This window comes from Streptomyces sp. NPDC031049 (assembly GCF_055571015.1).
In genome coordinates this window covers 21700-27699 of the sequence record NZ_JBVIGC010000033.1, presented here as the reverse complement: position 1 = coordinate 27699, position 6000 = coordinate 21700, and the positions used below count along the sequence as shown (strand labels likewise).

Below are 6000 nucleotides of genomic sequence, written 5' to 3'. Positions count from 1 at the left end.
CCCTTGGCATGCTGCGCCTGCGTCGCCCTCTCACCCGGCCCCGCCAGCGCCCGCGCACGGATCTCATGCAGCTCGGCCACCCGCCCGCGCGCGTCAGAGGGCCCTGTGGCCACCTGAGGAATCTCATTGAGGACTGTCACTGTGCCTCCCTCCCTCATGAGCGCGGCCGGACAGAGCCAGATTAACAAACCGCGCATGCGGTTTATAGGGGCGGTGTCGACGTGCGCACATGAATCAGCCCTGGAAACGTGCCTGTCGGCCCCGCGGGTCGGCGCCCGGTGGGGCTATCGCCAGCAGTGCGGAGAGCGCCATCGCATGCCGGGGCGCTCCGGCCGGCGCCACGACGGGATGTCCGGAACCGACTCCTGCCCCCGGTCCGCCGCGGCCTCCCGCCCGGCCAGCACCGAGCACAGCACCACGGCCACCGCGGCCAGTTCGTCGTCGTCGGCCCGCCCGCGCTCGACCCGCAGCGCGAGGGGTGTGACGTCCGCTTCGCCCATGTCCGCTCCTCCCGTTCCGGCCACCGTGCGGCACCGCGCTACAGAGGCGCTTCAGTGCCGCTCGAGAGACGCCTGGGGCGGCGGCCGGGCGGTGCGGACCGCGAGGCCGGGGCTGTGAGCTGGGAAAGCGCCGAAGAACAGACGGCCGGTACGGAACTCGGGGGCCCGTTCCGCGACTCCGGGGCGAGCGATCCTGGGCGGAGGCTCCGATTCCTCTGGAAACCAAACCGGCTGGCCTCTATTTTTGCGAGCGCAGCCCATCTCCGATCTCGTTCAGGGGGAGCGATGACCGCGAGCACGTTTCGGTTCGAAGGACCGTCGATCCAACAGACGACGGCACAGGCCGCCCAGTCGCCCTTCCGGGCGGCCGCACTGCTTCACGGGAACCTCACCACCACGGTCCCCAGGGAACTCGTGCACCGCGCGGCCGTCGCCGAGGTCATGCTCACCGACTGGCGACGCCTGGGCGACACCCACTTCGCGATGACGGCCCAGTGGCCGCGGGGGCACAGCTTCTTCACCCCCGTGGACGGGACCCACGATCCGATGATCGCCGCCGAAACGATCCGTCAGATCGGTGCCCTGCTCGCCCACGCCGAGTTCGGCGTTCCCTTCGGCCACCAGTTCCTGCTGGAGGAGCTGACGCTCACGGTCGATCCCGATGAGCTGCTGGTCGGTCAGACGCCCGCCGCGCTGGACCTCGACGTCGTCTGCTCGGAGGTCAAAAGCCGCGGCAACCGGCTGACCGGCATGCGCTACGAGACCACGGTCCTGCGCGAGGGCCGCCCGGCCGCGACAGGGCGGGTCTCCTTCACCACCATCGCTCCGGCCGTCTACCGACGCCTGCGTCCGGAGCGCGTCTTCGCCGCCGGGCACCGCCCCGTCCCGCTGACGGCTCCGGTGGCCCCGCAGACCGTGGGGCGCCTGTCGCCCGCCGACGTGGTCCTCTCCCCCACCGGTGAACCGGACCGCTGGCAGCTGCGCGTGGACACCCGGCATCCCGTCCTCTTCGACCACCAGGTCGACCACATCCCGGGCATGGTCCTGCTGGAGGCCGCCCGCCAGGCGGCGACCGCGCTGCTGGGCCGGCCCTCGATGCTGCCCCTGGGACTGGAGTGCGAGTTCACCAGGTACGCCGAGCTGGACATGCCCTGCCTGATCGACGCCATGCGCCTGCCGAAGGCGTCGCCCGACGACCCGGAGACGGTCCTCGTCACCGGCCACCAGGACGGCCGGCCGGTGTTCACCTCGACCCTGCGGACCGCACCGTGCGGCTGACCCCACGCACGACGGGCGGGCCGCGGGCCCGCCTCTTCTCTCCGCGGCCCGAGGGCACGACGCCGCCTTCGGGCCCCCGCGGCCACGGCCACGACCACGGCCGCGGGCTCCGGCACCGTCCGGCCCCCGCCGGGGCGGACGGGTGAACGCACGACACCACGGCGGCCGTCCCCGCAGGGACGGCCGCCGACCCGTGCGCCGCCTCGCTGCTCAACCGGTGCGAACGCCCCGGGAAGCCTCCGGCCGCGCCTCATCCGCCGGCCGCCCCGCATCCGCCGGCAGCCCCGCACCCACCGGCTGCGGCGCGGCGCCGAACGCCGCGAGATGGTCCCGGGCCCAGGCCCGGAAGGACCGGGCCGGGCGGCCGGTCAGACGCAGCACGGTGTCCTCGACGCCGGCCTTGGCCCCCGCCCGCTGCCGCCGGGCCGAGGCCAGCAGCGCCTCGGCGACGGCCTCGGGATGACGCCCCCGCAGTGCGGCCCGCGCCCGGTCCTCGGACTGCTCCTCGAAGCGCAGGGGACGGCCCAGCAACTCGCCGAGCCGGGCCGTCTGTTCGACCGCGCTGATCGCCTCCGGACCGGTCAGGGAGTAGGCCCGCCCTTCGTGTCCGTCCTCGGTCAGCGCGCACACCGCCGCCGCCGCGACGTCCCGCGGGTCGACGCACGCGTTGAGCGACGTACCGTACAGCCCGCGCACGACCCCCTCGGAGCGGATGGACGCCGCCCACGACAGCGTGTTGGACATGAACGAGCGCGGGCGCAGCAGCGTCCACCGCATCCCGGAGTTCAGCAACAGCTCCTCGTTGGCGCGCTGCCAGCGGGTGACGAGGTCGTCCGCGCCGCTGTCCGCGACGGCCGCCGCGGACACCTTCACCAGATGCCGTACCCCCGCCGACCGCGCGGCCCGGACGAAGCGCGCGTCGTCGTCGCCGCCGACCCGGTTGGTGAGCAGGAACGCCCGGCCCACCCCCCGAAGCGCGCGCTCCAGTGACCGCGGATCGGTGTAGTCGCCGGCCACCACCTCCGCTCCGTCGGGCGCCCCCGCCACACGCGAAGGGTCCCTGGCCATGACCCGCACGGCGAGGCCGGTGGGAAGCCCGCGCAGGACCTCCCGCCCCGTCGTCCCGGTGGCGCCTGTCACGAGAATCATCCGTGTCCTCCTCCGCTGGTAATGCCCGGCGATGTGACGCACCGGCCACCCGACCCTTGAGGCGAGGCGCACCACCGGCTGTAAGATACAAACTGGACGGTTTTTTTGGGAGTCGGTCCAAGGCTCCACCGGCCGATGAGCGTCAAGAAGCGGGAGGGCCGCCAAGTGGTGAAGCAGGACCGTGCCATTCGCACGCGCAGGACCATCCTCCAGGCCGCGGCGAAGGTCTTCGAGGAACGCGGCTACCAGGCCGCGACCATCGCGGAGATCCTCAGCACCGCCGGCGTGACCAAGGGAGCCCTCTACTTCCACTTCGAGTCCAAGGAACAACTGGCTCAGGGCGTGCTCCACGAGCAGGACCAGCGGTTCGTGATCCCCGACCGCGCCTGCAAGCTCCAGGAGCTGGCCGACGTGGTGCTGCTGCACGCCTACCGGCTCCAGACCGACCCCATGGTGCGCGCGGGCGTACGGCTGAGCATGGACCAGCACGCCGAGAGCCTCGACCGCAGCGGCCCCTTCCTGCGCTGGAGCGTGGTCTGCCGCGAACAGCTGGAGAAGGCGCAGACCCAGGGCGAGCTGCTCCCCCACGTGGTGCCCTCCGTGACCGCCGACGTCCTGGTGGGCACCTTCGCGGGCGTGCAGTCCATGTCGCAGGCCCTCAGCGACTACCAGGACCTGCGCCCCAGGACCACCGAACTGCTGCGTCATCTGTTCCCCAGCGTCGCCGTGCCGTCCGTCCTCGCCTCGCTGGACCTGTCCGAGCGGCGGGGCGAGGAGGTCTACGAGGAGATCCGCCGGCTGCACAGGCGGCAGGCCGCCGCCGTCAGCTGAGCGCTCCGACGCCCGTCATGGCCGGCCGCGGCACGGGCCGCGCCGGCCGGCTGCCGAAGTACAGCTCGAGCGCGTCCTCCAGGTGGTCTCCGCCCGAGGCGGCGGCCCAGGCCACATAGCCGTCGGGCCGTACCAGCAGGGCGTCGCACCCGATCTGCGGCGTGGGCTCGGCGTGCACCGCGCTCACGACCTGGGCCCAGCCGCGGGCCCGCTCGAGGTGGCGGGCGCCCTCCTCCCCGAAGGCCAGCAGCAGCGGCCGGCCGGCCCGCAGCAGCCGGATCACGTCCGTCCGGCCCTCCGCCGTCTTCAGCGGCATGTTCTGCAGAAACCTTCCCTCCCAGACGGAGGGCCGCCGGGTGCGCCCCGGAAGAACCATGTCCTGACCGCTGATCAGGTCGCTGAGGTGCCTGCTCTCCCGGTCCGCCGAGAGGATCCCGGCGAACAGCGAGCGCAGCGAGTCGACCTCTGGCCCCGAGCGCATCAGCGCCAGCTGGGCCCGCGTGTTGTCGATGACGCTCTGGGCGGCCGGCCGGCGCTCCTGGTCGTAGGTGTCGAGCAGGCCCTCCCCCGCCATTCCCCGCACGACGAACGCGAGCTTCCAGCCCAGGTTGAGGGCGTCCTGCACTCCGGTGCTCAGCCCCTGGGCACCGACCGGGAAGTGCATGTGCGCCGCGTCCCCCGCCAGGAAGACCCTCCCCCAGCGGTAGGAGCGGACGAGCCGGGCGAAGTCGCTGAACCGGCTCAGCCAGCGCGGCTCCCGGAAGGCGATCTCCTTCCCGGCGATCCGGGCGAGTTCCACGCGCAGCTCCTGCGCGGTGGCCGGAAGGTGGCGCCCGAGCTTGGCGCCGGAGCAGTCGAGGGTCTTGAGGTGGGTGTCGCCGCCGGGCATGTCGTGCACGACGATCCAGCCGCGCGGGGTGCGGTGCCAGCCCGGCGGCAGGTCCTCCGCGTTCTCCAGCCGCACCACCCCGGCCAGCCCGGACGTCGTGGCCCAGTAGGTCCGCGAGGGAACCCCCGTCAGCTCCCGGACCGCGCTGCGCCCGCCGTCCGCCCCCACCACGTACCGGGCGGTGCACTCGACCCGGCCCGAAGGACCCTCCGCCTCGATTCGGACACCGTCCTCGTCCTGGGCCACGTCGGTCACGCGGTGCTCGCGCAGGACCCGTACGCCCACCGCCCGCGCACGCTTTTCGAATTGGCGCTCGAGTTCCGCCTGGGGCCGCTTCAGCACGGGGCCGGGCTCCGAGGCGGGCGCGGCGATGGCCAGGCCCGGGATGCCGGCGAAGCGGAACGGGGCCTCGGCCTCCCCCACCGCCGCGGGCGGCCTCGGCACCAGTTCGCTGCAGTACCCCCTCCTGGCCAGTCCCTGCAACGCCCTGGCGTGCAGCACCGAGGCCTTGGGGCGGTCCGAGACGGCCGCCTGAGCCTCCAGCAGGACCGTACTGACCCCGTACTGGCCCAGCTCGGCCGCCAGCAGCATGCCGACCGGCCCACCCCCCACGATCACGACCTGAGCGCGCAGACGATCCATCACCGTAGGACCTCCCCTTGACCTCGATGCGCAGCGGCGGGTTCCAGGACTCGGACGAGGCCCCTCAGGCCCGTGAGAACACACAGTGCACGCCCCTCTCCCCCTGCTGTGGCGTACGGAAGCCGACCCCGTCGCCTCTGGGAAGCCGGGCGGCCTGACGCCCAAGAAATATACCGAATGGACGGTTCTTTTCAAGGGTCCGTCGCGCCGGTGCAGAACCCCGCGGGCCGAACGGCTCAGACAGGTCCCGCCGCGCTGTCACCAGGCATTCCCGGGCGTCGTGCGCCGGCCTGCCGACTGTCGGCGTCCGGGCCGAAGGGAAGGTTTCCGCAAGCGAAACCCCCGGTTCCGCACAGGCGGACGCCCGGTATGCGGAGCAGTGAGGCAGCAACGGGACCGCCGTGCACGCGGCGTACCGCGTCGCGCAGGCGCCGTCGCCAGGGTGCTCCGCCCGGCGTCGTTCCGTCGTCCGCCGGTAGGTCCGGCGCCGACGCGGTCACCGCCGAGACCGCCGACGGGGTCGCCGCCGAGAACACCGTGACCGCCCCCCGCCGCACGGAACCGGGCTCTCCGGCCCGTCCGTTCAAGACCACCTACTCGTGACCACCCGTTCAGGACCGCCCCCGCGGGGCCATCCCTTCGTGCCCGTCCGTGCGAGGCACCCTTTCGCGCCCGTCCGCTCCAAGACCGGCCCGTACGGCCCGTACGGCC

The 6000-nt window shown here is 73.1% G+C and carries 5 protein-coding genes; 2 read left to right on the top strand and 3 right to left on the bottom strand.

Annotation, left to right across the window (positions count from 1 at the left end):
* Window positions 1-284: 284 nt before the first annotated feature.
* Entirely contained in the window at window positions 285-500 is a 216-nt protein-coding gene (locus ACZ45Q_RS33485) for an acyl-CoA carboxylase subunit epsilon (RefSeq protein WP_468268772.1), read from the bottom strand.
* Window positions 501-785: 285 nt separating this feature from the next.
* On the opposite strand from ACZ45Q_RS33485, the gene ACZ45Q_RS33480 reads away from it, so the two are divergent.
* The gene (locus tag ACZ45Q_RS33480) at window positions 786-1778 is read left to right on the top strand and encodes a ScbA/BarX family gamma-butyrolactone biosynthesis protein (RefSeq protein ID WP_468268769.1); all 993 of its coding nucleotides are present in this window, start codon (window positions 786-788) and stop codon (window positions 1776-1778) included.
* Between the two features lie 210 nt (window positions 1779-1988).
* Here ACZ45Q_RS33480 and ACZ45Q_RS33475 read toward each other — a convergent pair whose 3' ends face one another.
* A complete protein-coding gene (locus ACZ45Q_RS33475; protein WP_468268766.1) occupies window positions 1989-2927 on the bottom strand; it encodes an SDR family oxidoreductase in 939 nt (312 codons plus the stop codon).
* Window positions 2928-3092: 165 nt separating this feature from the next.
* Between ACZ45Q_RS33475 and ACZ45Q_RS33470 the strand changes: the two genes are divergently transcribed.
* Entirely contained in the window at window positions 3093-3758 is a 666-nt protein-coding gene (locus ACZ45Q_RS33470) for a ScbR family autoregulator-binding transcription factor (protein WP_468268781.1), read from the top strand.
* Here the strand turns inward: ACZ45Q_RS33470 and ACZ45Q_RS33465 are convergent.
* Complete coding sequence (locus ACZ45Q_RS33465) at window positions 3751-5289, bottom strand: FAD-dependent monooxygenase (protein WP_468268763.1); 1539 nt, start codon at window positions 5287-5289, stop codon at window positions 3751-3753. The two genes, ACZ45Q_RS33470 and ACZ45Q_RS33465, sit on opposite strands and share 8 nt — an antisense overlap.
* Between the last annotated feature and the right edge of the window lie 711 nt (window positions 5290-6000).